Raw genomic sequence first — 20,243 nt, 5'->3', positions numbered from 1 at the left:
CCAATTTTAAAAATTATATATTTTTTTGATTTCTTTTAACAAATTTTCACAGCCTTTTTGCACCATTTCATACACTTCATCAAAATTATCCGTGTAGTAAGGGTCTGGAACATCGGCAATCGGATGGTCTTCGACATAGTCCATAAGACGTGCAATTTTGCCTGCTTGTTTAAAACCTGCTAACCGCCTAATATTCCCTATATTTTCACTATCCATGCCAATAATATAATCGAAGCTTGTTAAGTCCTCTTCCATAAGTTTTCTAGCCTTTTGCCCTTCATAGGAAATATTATTTCTGTCTAAGATCGAACGAGTTCCTTCATGGGGCGGTTTGCCAATATGCCAATTACCGGTTCCTGCTGAATCAACCGTTATTTTTCCTTCCAATCCCTCTTTTTGGATTAAATGTCTCATAATTGCTTCTGCCATTGGGGAACGGCAGATGTTCCCTAAGCAAACAAATAAAATTTTTACCATCTTATCCTCCTATCAAACTTTACCCAAAAATTTATTATTAAAACCGAGATGCTCTTTATTATCATAATCTTTTTTAACACAGTTTTCCTTAAATCAATCTGAAAAAGTTGACATGACCAGTCCATTTATAGAATATCCTTGATTAAGCGTATTCAAAGGACAGACTTTTCAAGATCACAATACAATCATGAGGTGGTGGTTTCGGAAGCGTTTAATCAGTGATGTCAATATCTTTCTTTGGAGTTTGCTGTATGTAACAGTTCGAATCAAACGTAAAGCAGGGGTTCCTCATAATTAACAAGTTTTTGTATGCTTATCCGTCATTCATGTTACAATAAACATAATTGTTGAGAAATGGATGAAGAAAGGAGCGAAACATGTGAATCTTACAGAAAAATCGGTTGAAAACGTTGAATACATGATTGAGCAAATTAAAGAAAAGCTACGAGTTCTTAACCTTGGTGCGATCAAGCCTTCACATTTTGACGAAGAAATGTATGAAGAGCTTAAGGATATTTACGAGCATGTGATGAAAAGAAATTCTTTCAGCCCAAATGAAATGCAAGCCATTGCGGAAGAACTTGGGAATCTTCGCAAAAGCTAACATTAACTATTCTGACCTCCCTTAACCCGTCATATGTATGTAAAAAGGGGGAGGTTATGATGTTAGATTGGTGGTTAGCTACTATTAGTTTAGTCGGATTGCTCATCATTTCAATTGGACTTTTTCTTCATACCTTGAAAACAGCAGTCAACGCTGAAGACGCCTACCGAATTGACCCTTTACCTGATGAAAATCGGGAAAATAAAGATTGAGGAAAGAGGCTGCCGAAACAGCCTCTTTCCTCTGTTTCTGCAATCTATAAAGTAAGATTAGCATGATCCCGATTGCATACTTCCTCAATATCCTTAATAAATTCAATCACTTTGTTTTCATAGCCTCTCGGATCTGTATTATAGGCTTCCGCATGACCAGCACGAGGCACTAAGTATAATTTCTTGTTCCCTATTTTCCGCTTAAACATATCTATTGTCATTTGCAAAGGTATAAACGAATCTTCCTTACCATGTATGAAAAGAATCGGTGTTTTCGTTTTTTCCAGTCCTTTTATTGGGGATATATCTGGGAAGCTCCAGCCATGACGAAGTTTTATAAGAAAGCTAACGATATTAATGAGCGGGTATAGCTTAAGCTTTGTATTCATTTTTAGCTTTAGCCTTAAAAGTGATTGAAAATCGCTGAAGGAACAATCGGCAATACAAAAACTTACGCGATGATCACGTTTGCTAATTTCTAATGCAGATGCCGCTCCAAGCGATTCTCCCAGTAAACCAATAAAAGCATTATCTCCTATTCGCTCTGCTAAATAGTCAATCCATGCTTGTAAGTCATCCTTTTCAAAATAACCGTATGATGTATAGTTCCCGCCGCTCAACCCATGGTACCTATGGTCACATAATAGGACATGGAAGCCTCTTTTCTGAAACATCTTTACATATTTAAAGCTCCCAAACAATGACCATGTAATCCCATGAGCAATGATGATTACTTTTTTGCCTTTTGTCACTGGGAAAAACATTCCATGCAGCTTATACCCATGGTAAGAATCGATAAACAACTCCTCTTTCGGTGTGGCGTGAAAGAGTTGATCATCAAACTCACCCTTCTCTATGCCGAGCTTATAGGTTGTTTCATATGAAAACCGTTTTGGTGAAAGAAGCAGGCGGCAAAGCAAGCCAATAGCCAGCAAGCTGACGATTGTTATAATCAGAAGCGATAGAAAAAGCCATTGCAGCATCAACTTCTCCTCCCTTCTAGGCTTTTTTATATCTTATTAAAAAGGCCTAAAGGGTGTGAAACTTTTTCTTCTCTAAGTGATAAGAAAAAAATTTGTACTTAGTTTTGGTGTCTAGCTCCAGGCGCCATCGGTGAAGCACAGGACGTGCAAGTGCAGTTAAGAGATAATTTTTAACGGCATCTAGGGTCTAGTCGACGAATACTAAGCGCCTTTCGCTTTTCTTATTAGATCGTCCATTGATCATGGGCGATGGCAACAAGCTTCCATTCTCCTTTTTCATCCTGTTCAAATACTAAGTTTAATGCCTTCCAATCCATATCCCCATACTCTTCTGTGCCTGCTATATAATATTCAACAGTATGTGAATCGGGAAAAACCTCAGTCAGGTTTCTCTTCAAATTACCTCTTGGTTCCTTTGGATCAAATACAATTTCATCCGCCTGATCAAAGTGATCGTTATAAATATATTTTTGATAATAATCGCTTGGTGTTAACTCTATCGGATCCCCGCTGCCATCCTGGCTCCCCCATGTATAGGTTTGCGAATCTTGGAAAAACCCTTTCATTTTTTCGCTGTCAAACGTAATCGCTTTACCCTCCACATAAATATAAGGGGAAAATAATACACCTTTTTCTGAATGTACATAGCTTGCAAGCTTTTCCCCATTTTTCTCCTTTAAAGCTTGCAATACGTCCTTTGACTTTTCCATAATGATTTCCTTCGGATCAGCTTCAGGTTGATCGTCTTGATTGCCTTCTTCTGGCTCAGTTTCTGAACCTTCCTTCCCACCTTTATTTTCCTCGACTTGCTTATTGTCTTCATCTATTGGTTCATTTACTTGTTCAGCTGCATCCACACATGCAGTAATGGTCATAAACACAGCCAAAAGCATCCATATAAAAAATGATTTTTTCATTATACCTCTCCTCCTTGTTTTATTTAAAGATAATCCTCATACCAGCACTTTAACCTTTGTACAAGATGTATGTAGAAAAGCATTCCTTCATCACAATTAATTTACCCTAGCCTTTGCAGAGAGAATCTTGAAAAATGGCGTAATGATGGGATTGTAAACTCTTTTCTATGCCAATTTCCTTATCTATTATTAAGTGAAATGTCCTTTATCCCCTGTAAAATGTTCCTTTATAAAGCAACTAAAATAAAAAAAGCAGAAGGTCATATTATGATGCATCTCCTGCTTTTTTCATTGAATGGCTAACTTTATCTATTCCTTTTTGTACACCATATAAAATAATGGACTTGCCTAAGAAAATAAGCATTAATTGATACCGCTTAAGTCGAACCAATGCACCGATCCCTAAATTCTTAAAAAAATCGAGAACAAAATAACTAAAAAAATAATGCACCATTGCATTAACAAGGAGATATAACGTAAAGCTTCTGTGAGTCAGCTTCAAAATCCAGATCGTGCCGATAAAAAACGGTCCGATAATGAGAGGAAGCTCACCGATTCCAACCGGAAAGATTTTCTCAAAAACCCACCACCATTTTCTTTTTCTAGCTAGGTAGCTTTCTGCTGCTACAAAACAAGACATAAATAAGGATGAAGCCCAATATTTCCTAAATGATCTCCGACCGATCAAAGGAGAGCTTAACCATGGCAAGACCATCAAACCAACTATATACCATTTTGCGTTTTTCAATCCTATCGCACCTTTTTTTAGTTAGAATGTGCAAAGAATCAAAAAATATCACTCATTTTCCCATTTAATTTTTCTTATCTAAGTATCCTCGGGTCATCCTTTACTTTTTAAAACGATCTAATAGCCTCTCTTTATAAAATGCTGACGCTGGTGAATCAAGGGCTTTCCTTTTGTTTAAGGTTGCTTCTAACCTCAGTTGCTTTTCATGCTTTTTCTTAAAAAGTGTCTCCTTTTCATCACTGCTATCACAGGCAGCAAGCAAATCGTCAATTGTCATTAATTCTTCCTTCAAGCGCTCAACATCCTGTAACATATTTGAATTTTTCAATACCTTATAGGCAACGCGAAGATCTTCCGGGATATGTGATAAATCTTCCAGCTTCAGAGGTTTTCCCTGACCTGGCAAATGATCAAACTCTCCCTCTTCAATTGCTTTGCGGATTTTATCTTCAGCAATGATAGAGAAAACATCCATATGATCACGCTCCTTTTTATAAGTATAGCAAAGCAGGAAGGCCTTAAAAATGGCCTTCCTGCTTAATTTTCCTGTTCAATCTCTTCAACAAGCAGGGATAATTCCTCCCAGCGTTCCATTGCTTCTTCTAATTTTTCTTCGATTCGTTCTTGTTCCTTATACAAATCCTGTACTTTGCCAAGATCACTTCCAGCAGCAGCAATTTCCTGCTCAAGCTGCTCTTTTCTTTCCTCCAGGCCGGCGATTTTATCTTCAATTTGCTCCCATTCCTGCTGTTCCTTATAAGAAAGACGTTTTTTCTTCTCCTTTTTATAAGCAGGTTTTTCAGTTGTAACTTCATTTTCCTGTTGCATTTCCTGCAGCTTGCTTGCTTCTAAATAGTCTGTATAGCTCCCTTGAAAGCGGCTTATTTGCCCATCTTTTTCAAATACCAGCAAGTGATCAATGACACGGTCAAGGAAATAGCGATCATGTGATACTGTAAGAACAACGCCTGGAAATTGATCCAGATAATCCTCTAATACACTAAGAGTTTGTGTATCCAGGTCATTTGTAGGCTCATCGAGGAAAAGAACATTTGGCTCTTCCATTAAAACCTTTAATAAATAAAGACGTCGCTTTTCTCCACCGGAAAGCTTGCGGATATATGTCCACTGTGCTGAGCGCGAGAATAAAAAGCGCTCAAGCATCTGTTCAGCTGTGATAACCTGGCCATCAATGGTATGGACAATCTCTGCCGTTTCTTTAATGTACTCTACAACACGAAGATCGCCATCCATTTCTTCATGCTCCTGTGTATAAAAACCAATTTTCACAGTCGTTCCTACATCAATTGTGCCTTCATCAGCTCGTATTCGACCTGCCATAATATTGAGAAGCGTTGATTTCCCGCTGCCATTTGGCCCAATAATCCCCAGCCTTTCTCCTGGTGTCACCAAATAGCTAAAATCATCGATTAGCTTTTTGCCATCATAGGCTTTCGAAATATGCTCCAGCTCTAATACCTTTTTCCCTAAGCGTACCGAACCAATCGCAAAATCAAGATCCTTGCTTGCAGCCGGACCCTTTTGCTCCTTCAGCTCCTCCACCCGGCCAATTCGCGCCTTTTGCTTTGTCGACCTTGCTTTAGCGCCGCGACGCAGCCATGCAAGTTCACGTCTCAATAAATTTTGTCGTTTTACTTCAGCTTGTTCATCATTGCTTTCTCTTTCCGCCTTCTTTTCAAGAAATACTTCATAATTTCCGGAATATGTGTATAGCTTTCCTTGATCAAGCTCAAAAATTTGATTGGTTACTCGATTTAAAAAATAACGATCATGGGTGATCAGCATGATCGATCCTCTATACTGAGCTAAAAATCCTTCAAGCCATTCAATTGTTTCATTATCAAGATGGTTTGTAGGCTCATCCAATATTAACAAATCTGCTGGCTGAATAAGCGCTTTGGCAATCGCCACACGTTTCTTTTGACCACCAGAAAGATAAGTGGTTTGCTTCGTAAAATCTGTAACACCAAGCTTTGTTAAGACAGTTTTGGCAACCGTATTCGCTTCCCAAGCATCATGCTGGTCCATTTTTTGCTGCATGGCCATGAGTCGCTTTAACTTCATTTCATTTTCAGGATCCTCCTCAAGCTCACTTAATGCTAGCTCATACTCTCTCATGACTTGCATGATCGGAACATCCCCGTAATAGATTTGTTCTAATACGGTCAATCCTTCCGTCAGCTCTGGATCCTGTGGTAAATATTCAATCCGAATTGAATTTGAATGTGTCAATTCACCGGAATCTGCTGATTCTATTCCGGCAATCACCTTTAATAGAGTAGATTTTCCTGTTCCATTTACACCAATTAAGCCAATTCTCTGCTTGGGCGCGATCGCAAAGGAAATATGATCAAATAAAACCTTATCGCCATATGTTTTATATAAATTTTCAACTTGTAATATACTCATTATTTATCCTATCCTTCTAAAAAGTATGATTCTATTGTATAGCAAAACATTCACTCCATGCTAAAAAAAATGCCCTTGGAATGTTTTTCTTCTATAAAAATGTGGTATTAAGAACTATACACTTTAAGGCGGTGATAGATATGAAAGAAGCAAATAAGCCACAAAGAAAAGAAACAGATCATCCTGAGCAATATAAAACGAAGGAAAAAACATTATTTGAACGCTATGAAAGTGAACAAACGGTAGACCCTATTCCCATGGAGGACCTAAAAAAGGAAAGACGCGAGGAAAAGCAAAAACATAAAACGAAACAAGACTCTGCAAGTGAAGAAAACGATAAATAAAGGGACTGACATCCCAAGTGAGTCCCTTTATCCATCTCTTACGCAATCTCCTTATCCATTTCCTCATAATATGGTTTCAAGGAATGGAAAACCACAGTTTCTACAATAGTAGTATCCATACCCTTTAAAAGAGCTCTGGCATACCGCCAGGCATTTTCTTCAATTCTAAGAGAAATTTTATTTCTTTCAGCCTTGCTCGTACATTCATCGAGCTGATTACATAATTCGACCAGCTCTTGATCCTCGGCATGACCTAATTCATGTGCTGTAACAATCATAAGATAGTCTAAATAATATTGATCTGTCGCAAACAGCTGCACACACTGCTGTTTTATTGTATTAAGATATAAGGTAATCGTATGAGTACCTAGATGATACTTCCCCCCTACAAGGCGTCCATCAGGAAACGTTGATTCTACAACCACGTCGGCTGAAGAACCAGATCATAGCAAAAGCTGATTGATGACTGATTCAATAACGCTATGCTGCAATGTATTCGTCCCTTCCTTTCAGCTTGATTATCTCTATCTCTTCTTTCCATCATCTCATATTTATGTCTAACATTATATCGTTATTTATCTTTTCATGATATTGATTTTTCCTTTTTTATCCTGTAAAATCAAACTGTATTAATCGTATTAATATAGTTAATACGAAGGGGGGGTACTTATGTTTCAGTTAGATGTAAGAAGCAGGAAGCCCATTTACGAACAATTAGTCGATAAAATTAAAGAACTCATTATTAATCGCATTTTAAAGCCCGATGAACAGCTGCCATCTGTTAGAATGCTATCAAGTCAATTAACCGTTAATCCTAATACGATTCAGAGAGCTTATCGCGAGCTTGAAAATCAAGGCTTTCTTTATTCGATTAAAGGCAAAGGCAATTTTGTTTCAGCAATTGAACAAATGCCAAATGAAGAAAGGCTGAAAGAATTAAAGACAGATATTAAAAGGTTAATCGCTGAAGCCATCTACCTTGGATTAACAAAGGAAGATTTATATGTACTGTTTCACGAAGCCAATCACCAAACAAAGGGGGTAAACAATAATGATCGAGGTACATTCCGTTAGTAAAAAATACAACAAAAATGATGCTGTCAAGAACCTTTCGCTGACTGTTCATAAAGGTTCGATCTATGGCCTGCTCGGCTCAAACGGTGCAGGGAAAACCTCCCTCTTAAAAATAATTGCAGGAATTAACCGGCAGGATAAAGGAACCATTAAAATTGATGGTGTTTCCGCGTACGAAAACACAGCAATAAAGGAACGTGTTGTCTTTATACCAGATATGTTATATTTTTTCCCACAAATAACCGTTGCCCAAATGGCTGCCCAATATAAAGAATATTATCCGAATTGGAATCAGCAACGGTTTGAACAGCTAAAACCTGCTTTTAATATTGAATTGGGGAGAAAAGTCCACCGCTTATCTAAAGGGATGAAGCGTCAGGTTGCTTTTTGGCTTGCCTTATCTGCAATGCCTGATGTATTAATTTTAGATGAACCGATCGATGGACTTGATCCTGTCATGAGACAAAAAATAAAAAACCTGCTCTTTCAGGATGTTGCAGAGCGTGAAATGACTGTGTTAATTTCCTCACATAATCTTCGTGAAATTGAAGACCTTTGCGATCACGTTGGCATTATGCATAAAGGTCAGATCATTATTGAGAAGGAAATCGATGATCTGAAATCAGATACCCATAAAGTTCAGCTGGCCCTATCTGATCCTACACATGAGGAACATCTCCTGAGCAAGCTGAACATCCTTCATCAAGAAAAAAGAGGCAGCGTACTGCTCCTTATTGTTAAAGGAAAGAAAGAAGAAATTAATAAAGTGATTCATTCAACAGAGATCCTTTTATATGATTTATTGCCTTTAACATTAGAAGAGATATTTATTTATGAAATGGAGGATGTGGGCTATGAAATCGAAAAAATCCTTCTTTAAGATCGGCATAATAAAACAGGATATGAGACAGCACGGCTGGATCAGCTTGATCTATTTTCTATTACTGTTATTCGTCGTCCCACTTGAGCTCATGCAGTTACCATCCAGAGAAAATGTCATATTCGAAGACTATAAAAATTATTTTTTTATTAATACAGAGCTGCAAGTGCTCATCTTGCATTCTATCCCTGTTGCAGCAGGTTTAATTCTATTTCGATACCTTCAAAATGAGGCATCTGTTGACATGGTTCACAGCTTGCCAATTCGCAGAGAGACAATATATTTGAGTCATATTCTAAGCGGATTGCTGTTACTGTTAATCCCAATTATACTCACATCCATTGTCTTATTTTTTGCAACGAATTCAATGAAAGAATTCCACTCGATATTAACAATTCAAGAGCTTCTATCATGGACAGGACTTATGATCTTATTTACGAGCATGTTGTTTATTTTTACCGTTGCCGTTGGAATGATAACGGGAATGTCAAGTGCACAGGCTGTATTGACGTATATTTTTCTATTTTTACCTCTTGGACTGGTAACACTAGTAAACTATAATTTATCTCTTTTACTATTTGGCTATTCAGCTTTTTATATTGAGCAAAAATTAACTTACTTGTCTCCCTTTATGCGTTTTATTGAATTATGGACTACTTCGGAGCCTTTCACTATCTTAGAGGTTGTTATTTATGTCATTTTAACGATTGGTTTCTTCTTAATTGGTATTGGTCTTTACAAAGCAAGACATTTGGAAAAAGCAACAGAAGTAATTGCCTTTCCCATATTAAAGCCTGTGTTTAAATACGGGGTAACATTTTGCAGCATGATCTTTGGCGGCTCTTATTTCTCCGCTGCCGGGTCCCTTCATTGGAATTGGATCATCTTTGGTTATTGCATTGGAGCATTACTAGGTTATGTAATTGCTGAAATGATACTTCAAAAATCATGGAGAATCTTCCATTTCCGACTGTTTACGGGTTTTATTTGCTACAGCATCATTTTTATTTTGCTATTCGTTGGAATAAAAACAGATATTATAAACTATGAAAAGAAGCTGCCGCAAATGGACCAAATTAGTGAAGTATCTTTTGGAAATAAATACGAACTGCAGGATCAGTTGCTGAAAGGCGCAGATATTTACTCAGATTCTAAGCTTTATATTCAGGATGTTCGAAATTTGCATAAGTACATGATCAGTCAGCAGGAATTGATTGAGGGCTTAACGAATGAAATCGGTATCCAGGAAATCATGATTTCCTACAGATTAAATAATGGAAAGCTATTTACACGAGAATACAAACTACCGGCAAATCTCATGGTGGATCAGTTAAAACCAGTAATGGAGGCGGAGGATTATAAAATAAACCTCCCTGAATATACACAATTACATGATGACATTACAGCCATTCGCGTAATCCCAAATGGACCGGCTGGATCATTCGTAACGATTACAGATTCAAAGGAAATCACCGAGCTTACAAGCATCCTCAAAAAGGAACTTCTCTCACAAACCTTTGAGGAACTCACAAGTCCGGTAAGTCCATGGGGATATTTTGAGCTTTCAACAAAATCAATCAAAGACAGACACCAATATGAAGGATATTCAATTAGCTGGAAGAAATCATATGATGACACTTCAGCTTGGCTTGATCAACATGGCTATTTAGATGATGCTCGAATAACTAGCAATGAAATCGCAAAGGCTGAAATCACGAAAATAAACAAGAATGAAACACAGGAATACTACAGTCCAGATGAACTTTTTAGGTTAGGTGAACAACCTATTAGAATTGACGATCAGAAAATCATTTCAACACTTCTAGAGAATTTCACCGACATTTCAGAAAACCAAATGTATTTTATTAAATTTACGTTAAAAGACGGAAATGAATGGTTTGGAGCTATTCCTGAAAATAGTGTTCCAGATGAGGTGAAAAATAAATTGAATTGATTTTACAAGGCTGACCCTTATTTGTGGTCAGCCTTTTTACCTACTTTTTATTTACTTGTTTTCCGCTCTTCTTTTGACTTTGATGACTGCTGTTCCCAATTTGCATATCACTGCCTAATTCAATATCATTTCTTCCACTTTGTTTTGCTAATTGCTGACTTGTTTGATTTTCATTTTGTTTTCCTTGCTTAGACATGATATTACCTCCTTTTTATTTCTTTTTTAATATGTACATTTAAAGGAAGTTTATTTCAATCCTTCACAGCAATTAAAAGGGGCTGTCCGTAAAGTAACTTTTCAACCCAATCTTGAAAAAAGGAAAACCCAAGAATGCTGTATATATCAACATTCTTGGGTTTTAATTTTGAGTTATACTACACTATAATGGACTTTTCAGCCCCTTTTGATTAAGACGCTTGATCTTGATCTGATTCCTTCTTATATTCCTTTTCCCAAAAGTCTGCATTTTTGATTCCTAATGCTTTAGGGTTAAATACAGGATCTAATCCTTGCTTTCTTTGTTGTTCGTAATCCTTTAATGCCATCAAGGCCGGTTTTGCCAATAATACAATTGCGATAATATTGAGCCAAACCATTAGCCCTAATCCGGCATCCCCTAATGCCCAAGCTAATGCAGCCGTTTTTACAGACCCATAGAAGGATGCTGCGATAATGACCAGTTTTAGGAAAAATGCTGCCACTTTCATATTTTTGCCACGCGCGAGATAGGCAATATTTGTTTCTGCAATATAGTAATAAGCCATAATCGTTGTAAAGGCAAAGAAGAATAATGCTACCGCAACAAATCCTGCTCCGAATCCCGGAAATACAGAATCGATAGCAGCTTGTGTAAAGCCCGGGCCCTCTACCTCTTCCCCTAAATTATTGACAATGAACGAGCCATCTTCTGCTTGCGTATTATACATTCCCGTAATTAAGATCATAAATGCTGTTGCGGAACAGACAAGCAATGTATCAATATAGATTGAGGATGCTTGTACTAATCCTTGCTTTGCAGGGTGAGAAACCTCAGCAGCTGCAGCGGAATGCGGCCCAGTACCTTGACCTGCTTCATTAGAATATAAACCGCGCTTTACTCCCCATGAAATGGCCATCCCGATAATCCCGCCAAAAGCAGAATCTAAAGCAAATGCACTTCTAAAAATAAGCGAAATAACGGCAGGTAATTCTGAAATATTCATAAGTACAATCGCAATAGATAACAAAATATAGCCTAATGCCATAAATGGCACGATAATTTGCGCAGCATTTGCAATCCGCTTAACACCGCCAAAAATAATGAAAGCTAATAAAAGAACAATAACTAAACCGGTTATAGCGGGAGAGATGCCAAACGCATTTTCCACACTTATGGCAATTGAATTGGCTTGAACACCAGGCATTAATATAGCCATTGCAACAATTGCAGCAAAGGCAAAAAGCACCGCAAACCATTTGATTCCTAGCCCTTTTTCAATATAATAGGCAGGCCCCCCGCGATACTGCCCATCTTGCTTTTCTTTGTAAATTTGCCCCAATGTCGACTCAATATAAGAGGTAGACGCACCTAGAAAGGCAATTGCCCACATCCAAAATACCGCACCAGGCCCACCAAAGGCGATGGCAGTCGCAACACCAGCAATATTACCAGTTCCAACACGTCCAGATAACGCCATTGAAAGTGCTTGGAAGGAGGATACACCGGCTTCTGAGCTTTTGCCCTGAAACATGAGCCTCAGCATTTCTTTCACATGCCTTACTTGTAAAAAGCGCGTTAAAAAAGAAAAAGCTAATCCCACGATAATTAATATGTAAATTACCGGTGTACTCCAAAGAATTTCATTTAAGCTAGTAACAAATTGTTCCAAATGCTTTACCCCCTTGTCATAAATATTAGAATTTTCTATCTTTTAAAATTATAATCAATATGTTTCTATAACACAATAGCGATGTTAGGAAATCTCACATTTCATTTTTTTATAAAAAAATATTTGAGAAATTAGGTAATCTACCTTTTAAAACAACACATATACCGGATAGTATAAAATTATATAAATATAATAATTTTATTTATCCCCTCCTATATTAGTATAATCAATTAAAGGATTACTATATTAAAGGATCAGTTAGGCTTGCTGTTGATTTCTGATCCATATTCGTTTTCCAAGGGATTCTCTACTGTTGCTCTATTTTGCACAAATATGTTCCTGCTAACTTATAGAACTTTAAAATTTATCTTTAGGTTTACAACAGAACCTAAAAAAATAGCGTGTGACAATTCACACGCCATTTAATTGGTCCTTTTATTTTTTTGCCCACAAAAAAGGAATCCCCAACCTTTATGACAAACACCTTTTATAACCGATGATGAAGCTCATAATAATAGCCCTTCTGCTCTAATAATTCATCATGTGTACCGCTCTCGATAATTCTGCCGTCTTTCAACACAAGGATTTTATCCGCTTTTTGAATCGTATTAAGACGGTGTGCAATTACAAAGGTTGTTCGCCCCTTCATTAGACGGGTTAATGCTTCTTGAATCCGCAATTCAGTCACTGTATCGATGCTGCTTGTCGCTTCATCTAAAATAAGAATTTTCGGATCAGCAAGCATAGCTCTTGCAATTGCGAGAAGCTGTTTTTGACCATGGCTAATCCCGCTGCCATCATGTATAATCATTGTTTCATATTGATCTGGTAGTTTGCGAATAAACGAATCTGCATTTGCTGACTTTGCAGCTTCTATAACCTCCTTATCTGTGGCATCTAATCTTCCATAGCGGATATTCTCTAAAATCGTTCCCTGAAAAAGGAAGGTGTCCTGCAAGACAAAAGCCATTTGCTTTCGCAGCTGATCACGACTAATCTGATTTATATCGATTCCATCAATGGTGATTCGTCCTTCACTTACATCATAGAAGCGGGAGATCAGGTTGATCACCGTTGTTTTTCCAGCACCAGTTGGTCCGACTAAGGCAATTGTTTCGCCAGGGGAAGCACGGAAGCTTAACTGCTCCACTGTTTGTCGCTCCTCTTTTTCTTCATATGAAAAGGATACATTTGCAAAGACGACCTCCCCTTTTATCGAAGGAAGCTGAACCATGTTTGTTCCCGCATCTTTTTCTTCTGATTCATCAAGAATATCAAACACTCTTTCCGCCCCGGCAATGGCTGATAAAAGGGTATTAAATTGGTTGGCTAAATCATTAAGCGGCCGGGTAAATTGTCTGGCATACTCAGCAAAGATGACCATCACACCGATCGTTACCATGCCATTTAACGCCAAGATTCCCCCAATCCCTGCAATAATGGCAAAGCTGAGATTATTTAACATATTCATAACCTTAGGAATAAAGCCTGAAATCGTTTGTGCCCAAAAGCCTGATAGCTTTAAGTTATTGCTTTTTTCAACAAAACCTGCGATTACTTTTTCCTCTTGAGAATAGGCTTTAATCATTTTTTGTCCGGAGATGACTTCTTCAATAAATCCGTTCAGCTCTCCGAGGTTTTGCTGCTGCTTTTTAAAGAGCTTGCCTGTACGTCTTGTAATCCACTTCATTCCAAGTACCATCAATGGAATAATTAACATCGTGATGACTGTAAGAAGCGGACTCAGCATGATCATAACAGCCACTGTACCAATCAGTGTTAAGACACTTGAGAAAATTTGAATAACCGAACTGTTTAACGTTGAGCTCACATTTTCAATATCATTTGTTACCCGGCTCATCAGTTCACCATGCTGCCTTTTATCAAAAAAGGAGATTGGCAGTTTATGAAGATGATGAAAAAGGTCTGTTCTCATTTGATTGACAGTATATTGTGAAATGCCGATCATCCAAAAATTTTGTAAAAACAAGGATAGAGAATGGAAAGCAAACACAGCAACAAGGCCAATTAATAAAAGAAGCAGCCCCTGATGATCTGGAGTAATAATATACTCATCGATTGTCTTTCCAATTAAGTACGGTCCTAACAGCCCTAGACCTGAGCTTGCAATAACCATGAATATTACCAAAATAAACTGAGCACGTTTTTCCGCTAAATAGGCCCATAATCTCTTGACTGTTTTCATACCGTTTTTTAAGCCGGTCTTCGGCTTGTTGGTTGACTTGACATCATGTTCTTCGACTATGATTCTTTCATATTTAAATGGACTAGTTAGTTGCTTTAACATCGGAAAGTTCCCCCATCATCTGAGAATGATAGATTTTTTGATAAAGAGAAGAGGTTTTTCTTAACTCATCATGACTGCCCTCTGCGATCAACACCCCATCATCTAAAAGCAAGATGCGATCCGCTTCTTTTGCAGAACTCACCTTCTGTGTGATTAAAAACGTTGTGCATGTGTAGTTACGTAAAGCGGTTAACAGCTTTCTTTCCGTTTTTGCATCCAATGCGCTCGTACTATCATCTAATAAGAGCAGTTTTGGCTTGCGAACTAATGCCCTCGCAACCGTCAGTCTCTGCTTTTGACCACCTGAAAGATTGACACCCTTTTGACCAATCCTTGTTTCATATTGGTTAGGTAATTTTTCAATCGTATCATGAATTTGCGCAGCTTTTGCTGCTTCAATAATCTCTTCTTTCGATGCATCCTCCTTCCCCCACTCAATGTTTTCCTTAACTGAACCGGTAAAAAGGACTGCTTCCTGTGGAACTAAACCAATCTGATCACGGAGATTTTTCATGCTTAAAGAATTAATTGGGGTATGATCAATGTAAATGGTACCTGAATCCACTTCATATAGCCGTGGCAACAGCTGAAAAAGCGAGGACTTCCCTGATCCTGTTCCACCCATTATCGCGATTGTTTCTCCCGGAAAAGCTGTAAAAGAGATATCCTTCAGAACAACCTGATCCGTTCCAGGGTACGTAAAGGAAACATGATCAAAGGTTACTCTTCCTTGTTTAAACGTAAAGGTTTCTTTATCCAGTTCTGACTTGATGTCTGTTTCTAAAACCTCAGAAATCCGGGAAGCGGATGCCTGTGAGCGTGATAGAAACATTACAATGAATGAAAACATGGATAACGCTAAAGTGATTCGGAAGCCGTAGTTAATCATAGCAACCACTTCCCCTACCTGAACGTTTCCGCTTATGACCTGTGAACTGCCATTCCACAAGATAAAAAGGATGGCCATATTCATAATGAATAATAAAATAGGCATGGAGGTTTCAATCATCCGTAAAGCTGTAATCGTTGAATCCCGCAAAGAATCTGTTGCATGTGAAAAACGGTTGATTTCGTGGTTTCTCCTTACATACGCCTTGACCAATCTCATGCCAATTAAATTTTCTCTTAACACATCATTTACATTGTCCAGCTTTGACTGAACTTTTTTAAATAAACGGCTGCCCTTTTTCATGATCCAAATGAGCATCACAATAAGAACCGGAATAACAATGGCAAAAATAATAGCTAGGAAAGGGCTGACGAAAAATGACATGACGACAGAACCGATGACAAGAAGGGGTGCTCTTAACATAATTCTAAGTCCCATAAACAATGTATTTTGCAGCTGTGTTATGTCATTTGTCATTCTTGTAATCAGGGATGCTGCAGGAAAATGACTTAAATGTTCAAAGGAAAATTCCTGCACCTTAACAAAAAGCTGTTTTCGAACATCAAAACCAAAGCTTTGGCTGACATGTGCGGCATAAAACGAGTTAATCATCCCTGAAGCAAAAGCAACAAGTGAAATCCCTGTCATCACTCCGCCCCACACCATAACTGTAGAAAAATCTTCTTTTAAGATCCCTTCATCAATTATTTTTGCCATCAAAAGCGGATGAAGGAGTTCAACTGCTAATTCAATGAGCATCAATGATAACGCAATTGCCACAGAAAAACGATAAGGCTTTAGAAATGAGCTAAACTTCAACATTTGACATCCTCCAAGCAAATAGTCACAACCAACAAGCATATGTTAGTAAATAATTAATTACCGAAGAAAAGGTTTACATTTTAATGTTTTAAATGATTACCGACTTTTTTATTAGTTTACCAGTAAATGCTTGATATGCCGAGCAGAATGCCTGAATCATGCAGCTTTTTTATTCCACAAAAAAGCTGCAGCCATCAACCGGTATAAGATGGTGCAGCAAGGTCCCTTATATAGCGATACTTACTTTTGTATGGAGGGCTTTTCCAGATTCAATCATCGTTAATTCGTCCATTCTGTTCAATTCATCTGTTTTCGCCATCCACGGTTCCACACAGACAAAGCCCTGACCTGCTTCAGACCAGAGAACAATATAAGGAAATTCCTTCCCAAAGTTCATTGTTACATATTTTCCAATTTCGTCGAGATAAAAACGAACAGAGTCTGTGCTTGTTTTAAATACATACGACTCCTTTTGATTAATGGTCACAGTCTCTTCTAACACCTTTGTTTTCATGTCATTATAATCAAGATATTCCGTTGCATCTGTTTCAAGCTTTAACTGTTTTGACTTTGTTTTAAAATACGGATGGAAGCCGGCATAGATCGGCATGCTTTTTGACGATTTATTTTGATAAGTTTGCTCAATGATCAGCTCATTCTCTCGCAAAATATAAGTAAACAGTAATTCAAAATCAAATGGATATGAACTTAATGTCTCTTCATTGCTTTCAAGCTTCAGGCTTATGGAGGACTCATCTTTCTCTGTTCTTATTTCACCTACAGTCCATGGCAGGTCACGGGCAAAGCCGTGGTTTTTCATTTTATATGTTTTTCCTTCCCACTTATATTCACTATTTGTTAGCTGACCGGAAATCGGAAATAGAATCGGAATCCCGCCGCGAATATTTTTTTCTTTATTTTGTAATGTTTCCTCATTCATAAAGAGCAATTCTTCGCCATTTATCCCTAAGCTTGTAATAATTCCGCCTCGTTCCGGGACAACCTTTAGCCAGGAAGTATTCTTTTCATTTCGCAGTTCAATAACAGTCAGGTTTCCTTCATTGTATTCGTTATGTATATACATTTTCATATGCTCCTTTTTCTTTTTATGTCTACTATACAGATGTTGCCTTATGATCGCCAGTATCCGAGGTCGGAAGTCTTGGTTTTTTTATGTTGAAATGCATTGTCAACCTGCTATACTAACACTTGAAAAAATTCGTAAATATTTCGCCACAATGGGGGCGCAAAAGCCTACAAATTTTTCAAGGAAAAAGGAGGGTACCATGAACAAAAATACACTAAGTTTTAAAATGCTATTAGAAATCCTCATCGTTTCCACCAGGCTTGGTTTTACGTCATTTGGAGGTCCTATTGCACACTTAGGCTACTTTCATGAGGAATACATCCGCAGAAGGAAATGGATGGATGAAAAAAGTTATGCAGATTTAGTTGCCCTGTGTCAATTTCTTCCCGGTCCTGCCAGCAGCCAGGTTGGAATTGGAATTGGTGTAATGCGTGCAGGAGTGTTAGGAGGAATTACGTCATTTATCGGGTTTACCCTCCCTTCTGTTGTTGCACTTATACTGTTTGCCCTCATTCTTCAAGGATTAAAGATCGGAGATGCCGGTTGGATCCATGGGTTAAAAATCATTGCCGTTGCTGTAGTTGCCCATGCCATTTTAGGGATGGCCCAAAAATTAACCCCGGACCTTAAGCGAAAAGCAATTGCGTTATTTGCACTGGTAGTTACCCTGCTATGGCAAACAGCTTACACACAAGTTGCGGTTATTATTATAGCAGGCTTCATAGGATTTCTTCTTTATAAGCAACAAAAGGATGATGATTCGACTCCGATGAACTTTCCTGTTTCTCGTCGGTTTGCGATCATTTGTTTAGGATTATTTTTCGGATTACTATTTCTTTTGCCAATTTTGAGTGAGATAACGTCACTAAGCTGGATTGCGATGTTTGATAGCTTTTATCGTTCCGGTTCATTGGTTTTTGGCGGAGGACATGTTGTTCTTCCTTTACTTGAAAGGGAATTTGTTCCTACCGGCTGGTTAAGCGAAGAGGACTTCCTTGCCGGGTATGGTGCAGCACAGGCCGTTCCTGGTCCATTATTTACGTTTGCTGCTTATATCGGCGCGGTGATTAACGGCTGGCAAGGCGGATTATTGGCTACATTTGCGATTTTCTTACCAGCATTTCTACTGATTTTAGGATCCCTCCCTTTCTGGAACGCCTTGCGAAGCAACCCTGCGATAAAAGGGGCATTAATGGGTGTAAATGCAGCTGTTGTTGGGATCTTAATCGCTGCCTTTTATCAACCGATTTGGACGAGCTCAATTATGACGCCCATTGATTTTGCTTTTGCGGCAATTTTATTCAGTATGCTTGTTTTTTGGAAGCTTGCACCTTGGATCATCGTTGTTGCAGGTGCAGTTGGCGGCTGGCTTCTGGCTTATCTATAGTTTTTTTATTCAGACTGTCTATTAAAGGGCAGTCTATTTTGTTAGATTTCTTTCATCCTATTAATACTTTCATTTACATAGATTTAACAAAATCACTACTTTTCATTAAACCTGCCTTAATAAATAATCAATAGACTAGTAACTAACAGATTATTATGAATTTTTTTCATCATCTCTCTTTCATACTTAGGAGGAACGTATTATGCAATCGATCAAAAAAACATTGAGCTTTCTGTTGATGCTCATGCTTTTAGCAGCTTGCGGCAATCAATCCGAAACAACAGGTTCATCATCAGAAGCAAATGAAAAAACCGAGCAAACAGCCATTGAAGGAGATCTTTCCTTCTACACGTCACAACCTGATGAAGATGCACAAAAGCTTGTAGATGCTTTTAAAGAAAAATACCCGGACGTCAATATCGAGATTTTCCGTTCAGGAACTGAAGAGGTTGTAAGCAAAATTCAAGCCGAAAACCAAGCTGGTGATGTACAAGCTGATGTTTTATTAGTAGCCGATGCGGTAACATTTGAGAGTTTAAAGAGCCAGGATCTGCTATTATCCTATCAATCGAAAGAAGCTAGTGAAATCCCCGAAAGCTTTATTGATAAGGATGGCATGTATACAGGTACAAAGGTAATGGCAACAATCTTAGCCGTTAACACGGAAAAGGTTAAAGATTTACCAGACTCATGGACTGTTTTAACTTCTAAAGAAGCAAGCGGTCAGAGCATTATGCCAAGTCCGTTATATTCCGGTGCTGCAGCCTATAATTTAGGTGTATTCACAAGAAACGATGAATTCAATTGGGCGTTTTATGAGCAGTTAAAGGATAATGATGTCATGATCACAGAAGGAAACGGTGCTGTCCAACAAGCCGTTGCCGCTGGAGAAAAATCCTATGGAATGGTAGTAGATTTCATCATTGCCCGTGCGAAAGCAGAAGGATCACCAATCGACCTTGTTTATCCAAAAGAAGGTGTACCGGTCATTACAGAGCCAATTGCCATCATGAAAAATACGGATAATGAAGCTGCCGCTAAAGCTTTTGTAGACTTCGTGCTTTCTGAGGAAGGGCAGAAGCTTGCAGCAGAAATTGGTTACACACCAATTCGTAAAGGAATCGAAGCACCAGAAGGTCTTAAAACAATTGAAGAGATGAAGGTGTTAGAGGCAGAATTAAATGAGCTATATCAAGCGCGTGAGAAAGACAAAGAAGAATTCAGCAGCTTGTTTGGCGATCAATAAGCAGAAATGAGGC

At 38.2% G+C, this 20,243-nt stretch carries 20 protein-coding genes; 8 read left to right on the top strand and 12 right to left on the bottom strand.

The annotated features are described in order from the left end of the window. Positions 1–6 precede the first annotated feature (6 nt). Positions 7–477 carry a low molecular weight protein-tyrosine-phosphatase gene (locus Q1B07_RS09180; protein ID WP_299088917.1) on the bottom strand — a complete coding sequence of 157 codons (471 nt, stop codon included), beginning with the start codon at positions 475–477 and terminating at the stop codon, positions 7–9. 379 nt (positions 478–856) lie between these two features. On the opposite strand from Q1B07_RS09180, the gene Q1B07_RS09175 reads away from it, so the two are divergent. Further along, positions 857–1,081, top strand: coding sequence for a DUF1128 domain-containing protein (locus Q1B07_RS09175; protein WP_046589599.1), 225 nt, complete (start codon positions 857–859; stop codon positions 1,079–1,081). A 56-nt stretch (positions 1,082–1,137) separates the two neighbouring features. Further along, on the top strand, positions 1,138–1,293 hold the full coding sequence (locus tag Q1B07_RS09170) for a hypothetical protein (RefSeq protein ID WP_299832614.1): 156 nt from the start codon (positions 1,138–1,140) through the stop codon (positions 1,291–1,293). Positions 1,294–1,337: 44 nt separating this feature from the next. Here Q1B07_RS09170 and Q1B07_RS09165 read toward each other — a convergent pair whose 3' ends face one another. The 5 genes from Q1B07_RS09165 to Q1B07_RS09145 form a co-directional block, all read right to left on the bottom strand. Continuing rightward, complete coding sequence (locus Q1B07_RS09165; protein ID WP_299088914.1) at positions 1,338–2,276, bottom strand: alpha/beta hydrolase; 939 nt, start codon at positions 2,274–2,276, stop codon at positions 1,338–1,340. Positions 2,277–2,500: 224 nt separating this feature from the next. Continuing rightward, complete coding sequence (locus tag Q1B07_RS09160) at positions 2,501–3,193, bottom strand: hypothetical protein (RefSeq protein ID WP_299088912.1); 693 nt, start codon at positions 3,191–3,193, stop codon at positions 2,501–2,503. A 265-nt stretch (positions 3,194–3,458) separates the two neighbouring features. Next, positions 3,459–3,941, bottom strand: coding sequence for a hypothetical protein (locus tag Q1B07_RS09155; RefSeq protein WP_299088911.1), 483 nt, complete (start codon positions 3,939–3,941; stop codon positions 3,459–3,461). A gap of 100 nt (positions 3,942–4,041) precedes the next feature. Then, positions 4,042–4,416, bottom strand: coding sequence for a DUF1992 domain-containing protein (locus Q1B07_RS09150; RefSeq protein ID WP_299088910.1), 375 nt, complete (start codon positions 4,414–4,416; stop codon positions 4,042–4,044). A gap of 62 nt (positions 4,417–4,478) precedes the next feature. Further along, positions 4,479–6,371, bottom strand: a complete 1,893-nt coding sequence (locus Q1B07_RS09145) for an ABC-F family ATP-binding cassette domain-containing protein (protein WP_299088909.1) — start codon at positions 6,369–6,371, stop codon at positions 4,479–4,481. Between the two features lie 140 nt (positions 6,372–6,511). Here Q1B07_RS09145 and Q1B07_RS09140 point away from each other — a divergent pair, with 140 nt between their 5' ends. Continuing rightward, complete coding sequence (locus tag Q1B07_RS09140) at positions 6,512–6,715, top strand: hypothetical protein (protein WP_299088907.1); 204 nt, start codon at positions 6,512–6,514, stop codon at positions 6,713–6,715. 38 nt (positions 6,716–6,753) lie between these two features. On the opposite strand, the gene Q1B07_RS09135 is transcribed toward Q1B07_RS09140, so the two are convergent. Then, positions 6,754–7,140 carry a hypothetical protein gene (locus Q1B07_RS09135; RefSeq protein ID WP_299088905.1) on the bottom strand — a complete coding sequence of 129 codons (387 nt, stop codon included), beginning with the start codon at positions 7,138–7,140 and terminating at the stop codon, positions 6,754–6,756. A 244-nt stretch (positions 7,141–7,384) separates the two neighbouring features. Between Q1B07_RS09135 and Q1B07_RS09130 the strand changes: the two genes are divergently transcribed. The 3 genes from Q1B07_RS09130 to Q1B07_RS09120 are packed head-to-tail and all read left to right on the top strand — an operon-like array spanning position 7,385 to position 10,623. Continuing rightward, positions 7,385–7,789 (top strand): GntR family transcriptional regulator, encoded by a 405-nt coding sequence (locus Q1B07_RS09130; RefSeq protein WP_299088904.1) that lies wholly within the window; start codon positions 7,385–7,387, stop codon positions 7,787–7,789. Next, complete coding sequence (locus tag Q1B07_RS09125) at positions 7,767–8,669, top strand: ABC transporter ATP-binding protein (protein ID WP_299088902.1); 903 nt, start codon at positions 7,767–7,769, stop codon at positions 8,667–8,669. The genes Q1B07_RS09130 and Q1B07_RS09125 overlap by 23 nt, the downstream gene beginning before the upstream one ends. Continuing rightward, positions 8,644–10,623, top strand: coding sequence for a hypothetical protein (locus Q1B07_RS09120; protein ID WP_299088901.1), 1,980 nt, complete (start codon positions 8,644–8,646; stop codon positions 10,621–10,623). The genes Q1B07_RS09125 and Q1B07_RS09120 overlap by 26 nt, the downstream gene beginning before the upstream one ends. A 40-nt stretch (positions 10,624–10,663) precedes the next feature. Here the strand turns inward: Q1B07_RS09120 and Q1B07_RS09115 are convergent, their stop codons facing one another. The 5 genes from Q1B07_RS09115 to Q1B07_RS09095 all read right to left on the bottom strand — a co-directional run bounded on the left by Q1B07_RS09115 (position 10,664) and on the right by Q1B07_RS09095 (position 17,594). After that, positions 10,664–10,819, bottom strand: coding sequence for a hypothetical protein (locus Q1B07_RS09115; protein ID WP_299088900.1), 156 nt, complete (start codon positions 10,817–10,819; stop codon positions 10,664–10,666). Positions 10,820–11,030: 211 nt separating this feature from the next. Continuing rightward, positions 11,031–12,491, bottom strand: a complete 1,461-nt coding sequence (locus Q1B07_RS09110) for a sodium:alanine symporter family protein (protein WP_299088898.1) — start codon at positions 12,489–12,491, stop codon at positions 11,031–11,033. Positions 12,492–12,978: 487 nt separating this feature from the next. Further along, positions 12,979–14,799, bottom strand: a complete 1,821-nt coding sequence (locus Q1B07_RS09105; protein WP_299088897.1) for an ABC transporter ATP-binding protein — start codon at positions 14,797–14,799, stop codon at positions 12,979–12,981. After that, positions 14,780–16,510 (bottom strand): ABC transporter ATP-binding protein, encoded by a 1,731-nt coding sequence (locus Q1B07_RS09100; RefSeq protein ID WP_299088896.1) that lies wholly within the window; start codon positions 16,508–16,510, stop codon positions 14,780–14,782. Before Q1B07_RS09100 ends, Q1B07_RS09105 begins: the two co-directional genes overlap by 20 nt. A 226-nt stretch (positions 16,511–16,736) precedes the next feature. Continuing rightward, entirely contained in the window at positions 16,737–17,594 is an 858-nt protein-coding gene (locus Q1B07_RS09095; RefSeq protein ID WP_299088894.1) for an aldose epimerase, read from the bottom strand. A 202-nt stretch (positions 17,595–17,796) separates the two neighbouring features. Between Q1B07_RS09095 and Q1B07_RS09090 the strand changes: the two genes are divergently transcribed. Next, the gene (locus Q1B07_RS09090) at positions 17,797–18,984 is read left to right on the top strand and encodes a chromate transporter (protein ID WP_299088893.1); all 1,188 of its coding nucleotides are present in this window, start codon (positions 17,797–17,799) and stop codon (positions 18,982–18,984) included. Positions 18,985–19,186: 202 nt separating this feature from the next. Beyond that, positions 19,187–20,230 (top strand): ABC transporter substrate-binding protein, encoded by a 1,044-nt coding sequence (locus tag Q1B07_RS09085; RefSeq protein WP_299088892.1) that lies wholly within the window; start codon positions 19,187–19,189, stop codon positions 20,228–20,230. The last annotated feature ends 13 nt before the right edge of the window (positions 20,231–20,243 follow it).

The organism is uncultured Metabacillus sp., from assembly GCF_947503125.1.
Lineage (GTDB): Bacteria > Bacillota > Bacilli > Bacillales > Bacillaceae > Metabacillus.
The sequence above is the reverse complement of the archived record's forward strand: the minus strand, read 5'-3'. Positions and strand labels throughout refer to the sequence as shown.

What these genes read in the sequence shown, in the direction of transcription:
- Q1B07_RS09150 (WP_299088910.1), bottom strand. Translation starts at nt 4,416, where the DNA reads ATGGATGTTTTCTCTATCATTGCTGAAGATAAAATCCGCAAAGCAATT.
- Q1B07_RS09115 (WP_299088900.1), bottom strand. Translation starts at nt 10,819, where the DNA reads ATGTCTAAGCAAGGAAAACAAAATGAAAATCAAACAAGTCAGCAATTA.
- Q1B07_RS09120 (WP_299088901.1), top strand. Translation starts at nt 8,644, where the DNA reads ATGAAATCGAAAAAATCCTTCTTTAAGATCGGCATAATAAAACAGGAT.
- Q1B07_RS09090 (WP_299088893.1), top strand. Translation starts at nt 17,797, where the DNA reads ATGAACAAAAATACACTAAGTTTTAAAATGCTATTAGAAATCCTCATC.
- Q1B07_RS09180 (WP_299088917.1), bottom strand. Translation starts at nt 477, where the DNA reads ATGGTAAAAATTTTATTTGTTTGCTTAGGGAACATCTGCCGTTCCCCA.
- Q1B07_RS09105 (WP_299088897.1), bottom strand. Translation starts at nt 14,799, where the DNA reads ATGTTAAAGCAACTAACTAGTCCATTTAAATATGAAAGAATCATAGTC.
- Q1B07_RS09170 (WP_299832614.1), top strand. Translation starts at nt 1,138, where the DNA reads ATGATGTTAGATTGGTGGTTAGCTACTATTAGTTTAGTCGGATTGCTC.
- Q1B07_RS09140 (WP_299088907.1), top strand. Translation starts at nt 6,512, where the DNA reads ATGAAAGAAGCAAATAAGCCACAAAGAAAAGAAACAGATCATCCTGAG.
- Q1B07_RS09085 (WP_299088892.1), top strand. Translation starts at nt 19,187, where the DNA reads ATGCAATCGATCAAAAAAACATTGAGCTTTCTGTTGATGCTCATGCTT.
- Q1B07_RS09095 (WP_299088894.1), bottom strand. Translation starts at nt 17,594, where the DNA reads ATGTATATACATAACGAATACAATGAAGGAAACCTGACTGTTATTGAA.
- Q1B07_RS09130 (WP_299088904.1), top strand. Translation starts at nt 7,385, where the DNA reads ATGTTTCAGTTAGATGTAAGAAGCAGGAAGCCCATTTACGAACAATTA.
- Q1B07_RS09145 (WP_299088909.1), bottom strand. Translation starts at nt 6,371, where the DNA reads ATGAGTATATTACAAGTTGAAAATTTATATAAAACATATGGCGATAAG.
- Q1B07_RS09100 (WP_299088896.1), bottom strand. Translation starts at nt 16,510, where the DNA reads ATGTTGAAGTTTAGCTCATTTCTAAAGCCTTATCGTTTTTCTGTGGCA.
- Q1B07_RS09125 (WP_299088902.1), top strand. Translation starts at nt 7,767, where the DNA reads ATGATCGAGGTACATTCCGTTAGTAAAAAATACAACAAAAATGATGCT.
- Q1B07_RS09165 (WP_299088914.1), bottom strand. Translation starts at nt 2,276, where the DNA reads ATGCTGCAATGGCTTTTTCTATCGCTTCTGATTATAACAATCGTCAGC.
- Q1B07_RS09160 (WP_299088912.1), bottom strand. Translation starts at nt 3,193, where the DNA reads ATGAAAAAATCATTTTTTATATGGATGCTTTTGGCTGTGTTTATGACC.